Below are 3,188 nucleotides of genomic sequence, written 5' to 3' on the forward strand. Positions count from 1 at the left end.
TGGTCGCTGTTTGTTGTTTGAGATTTGCATAGTGGACGCGAGCATCTTTGTGGCCAAGTTTTTTAGGGCACACGGTGGATGCCTTGGCATCAGGAGCCGATGAAGGACGTGGGAGGCTGCGTTAAGCCCCGGGGAGTCGCCAACCAGACTTTGATCCGGGGATGTCCGAATGGGGAAACCTAGCACCAGTCATGTGGTGTTGCCTCCGCCTGAATGTATAGGGCGGTTGGTGGTAACGCGGGGAAGTGAAACATCTCAGTACCCGTAGGAAGAGAAAACAAATAGTGATTCCGTGAGTAGTGGTGAGCGAAAGCGGATCAGGCTAAACCGTAGGCGTGTGATAGCCGGCAGGCGTTGCGTTTGCGGGGTTGTGGGACCCTCTGTTGGTTTCTGCCGAGACCATAGACAGTAAGAAATCTTTCCGATAGTCGAAGCTTCTGGGAAGTGGCGCCGTAGACCGTGAGAGTCGGGTAGGCGAAATCGGTTGGACTGTTTGAGGGGATCCCAAGTAGCACGGGGCCCGAGAAATCCTGTGTGAATCTGCCAGGACCACCTGGTAAGCCTAAATACTCCCTGGTGACCGATAGTGAACAAGTACCGTGAGGGAAAGGTGAAAAGCGCCCCGGTGAGGGGTCGTGAAATAGTACCTGAAACCGTGTGCCTACAAGCCGTAGGAGCGTAAACGAGGGCTTGCTCTTGTTTGTGATGTGACTGCGTGCCTTTTGAAGAATGAGCCTGCGAGTTATGGTGTGTGGCGAGGTTAACCCGTGTGGGGGAGCCGTAGCGAAAGCGAGTCTGAATAGGGCGAATGAGTCGCATGCTGTAGACCCGAAGCGGAGTGATCTAGGCATGGGCAGGTTGAAGCGCGGGTAAGACCGCGTGGAGGACCGAACCCACCAGGGTTGAAAACCTGGGGGATGACCTGTGTTTAGGGGTGAAAGGCCAATCAAACTCCGTGATAGCTGGTTCTCCCCGAAATGCATTTAGGTGCAGCGTCGCGTGTTTCTTGCCGGAGGTAGAGCACTGGATGGCTAATGGGCCCGACAAGGTTACTGACGTCAGCCAAACTCCGAATGCCGGTAAGTGAGAGCGTGGCAGTGAGACTGCGGGGGATAAGCTCCGTAGTCGAGAGGGAAACAGCCCAGACCACCGACTAAGGCCCCTAAGCGTGTGCTAAGTGGGAAAGGATGTGGAGTCGCAGTGACAACCAGGAGGTTGGCTTAGAAGCAGCCACCCTTGAAAGAGTGCGTAATAGCTCACTGGTCAAGTGATTCCGCGCCGACAATGTAGCGGGGCTCAAGTACACCGCCGAAGTCGTGGCATTCACACATTATCCGAGCCTTTGTGGTTTAGGTGTGTGGGTGGGTAGGGGAGCGTCGTGCGGCCGGCGAAGCAGCGGAGTGATCCAGTTGTGGAGGCTGTGCGAGTGAGAATGCAGGCATGAGTAGCGAATCAGAAGTGAGAAACTTCTGCGCCGGATGACCAAGGGTTCCTGGGGCAGGCTAATCCGCCCAGGGTAAGTCGGGACCTAAGGCGAGGCCGACAGGCGTAGTCGATGGACAACGGGTTGATATTCCCGTACCCGCTACGATGCGCCAATACTGAATCCAGTGATACTAAGGGTCCTTAAGTCCCTAACGCCCTTCGGGGTGTGGGTGAGACTGAACGCCTGGCCTGAACTGGTAGTAGGTAAGCGATGGGGTGACGCAGGAAGGTAGCCCAGCCCAGGCGATGGTTGTCCTGGGGTAAGCATGTAGGACGTGTTGTAGGCAAATCCGCAACGCATTAAGTCTGAGATGTGATGCCGAGCCGATTGTGGCGAAGTGGGTGATCCTATGCTGCCGAGAAAAGCCTCTAGTGAGTGTCGTGGCGGCCCGTACCCTAAACCGACTCAGGTGGTCAGGTAGAGAATACTAAGGCGATCGGGTGAACTGTGGTTAAGGAACTCGGCAAATTGCCCCCGTAACTTCGGGAGAAGGGGGGCCTTCGCTGGTGATGAACCTTTGCGTTCTGAGCTGGTGGGGGTCGCAGAGGCCAGGGGGAAGCGACTGTTTACTAAAAACACAGGTCCGTGCGAAGTCGTAAGACGATGTATACGGACTGACGCCTGCCCGGTGCTGGAACGTTAAGGGGACCGGTTAGTCGCACTTGTGTGGCGAAGCTGAGAACTTAAGCGCCAGTAAACGGCGGTGGTAACTATAACCATCCTAAGGTAGCGAAATTCCTTGTCGGGTAAGTTCCGACCTGCACGAATGGCGTAACGACTTCCCCGCTGTCTCAACCGCAGACCCGGCGAAATTGCACTACGAGTAAAGATGCTCGTTACGCGCAGCAGGACGGAAAGACCCCGGGACCTTCACTATAGCTTGACATTGGCGTTTGGAGCGTCTTGTGTAGGATAGGTGGGAGACGGTGAAGCCTTCACGCTAGTGGGGGTGGAGTCATTGGTGAAATACCACTCTGGTCGTTTTGAACGTCTAACTTCGGTCCGTGATCCGGATCAGGGACAGTGTCTGGTGGGTAGTTTAACTGGGGCGGTTGCCTCCTAAAGAGTAACGGAGGCGCCCAAAGGTTCCCTCAGCCTGGTTGGCAATCAGGTGTCGAGTGTAAGTGCACAAGGGAGCTTGACTGTGAGACCGACGGGTCGAGCAGGAGCGAAAGCTGGGACTAGTGATCCGGCGGTGGCATGTGGAAGCGCCGTCGCTCAACGGCTAAAAGGTACCCCGGGGATAACAGGCTGATCTTCCCCAAGAGTCCATATCGACGGGATGGTTTGGCACCTCGATGTCGGCTCGTCGCATCCTGGGGCTGGAGTAGGTCCCAAGGGTTGGGCTGTTCGCCCATTAAAGCGGTACGCGAGCTGGGTTTAGAACGTCGCGAGACAGTTCGGTCCCTATCCGCTGCGCGCGCAGGAGACTTGAAAGGAGCTGTCCCTAGTACGAGAGGACCGGGACGGACGAACCTCTGGTGTGCCAGTTGTTCCGCCAGGAGCACGGCTGGTTGGCTACGTTCGGAAGGGATAACCGCTGAAAGCATCTAAGCGGGAAGCTCGCCTTGAGATGAGGTCTCCCACCACGTGAGTGGGTAAGGCTCCCGGTAGACGACCGGGTTGATAGGCTGGAAGTGGAAGCGCAGTAATGTGTGGAGCTGACCAGTACTAATAGGCCGAGGACTTGACCACAAAGCAA

1 rRNA gene is annotated in these 3,188 nt (G+C 56.1%); it reads left to right on the forward strand.

Features of this window, described 5'->3' with window-relative positions:
* Positions 1-51: 51 nt before the first annotated feature.
* Positions 52-3,181, forward strand: a 23S ribosomal RNA gene (locus tag ACIBH4_RS39585).
* The last annotated feature ends 7 nt before the right edge of the window (positions 3,182-3,188 follow it).

This window comes from Streptosporangium sp. NPDC050284, assembly GCF_044459525.1.
GTDB lineage: Bacteria > Actinomycetota > Actinomycetes > Streptosporangiales > Streptosporangiaceae > Streptosporangium.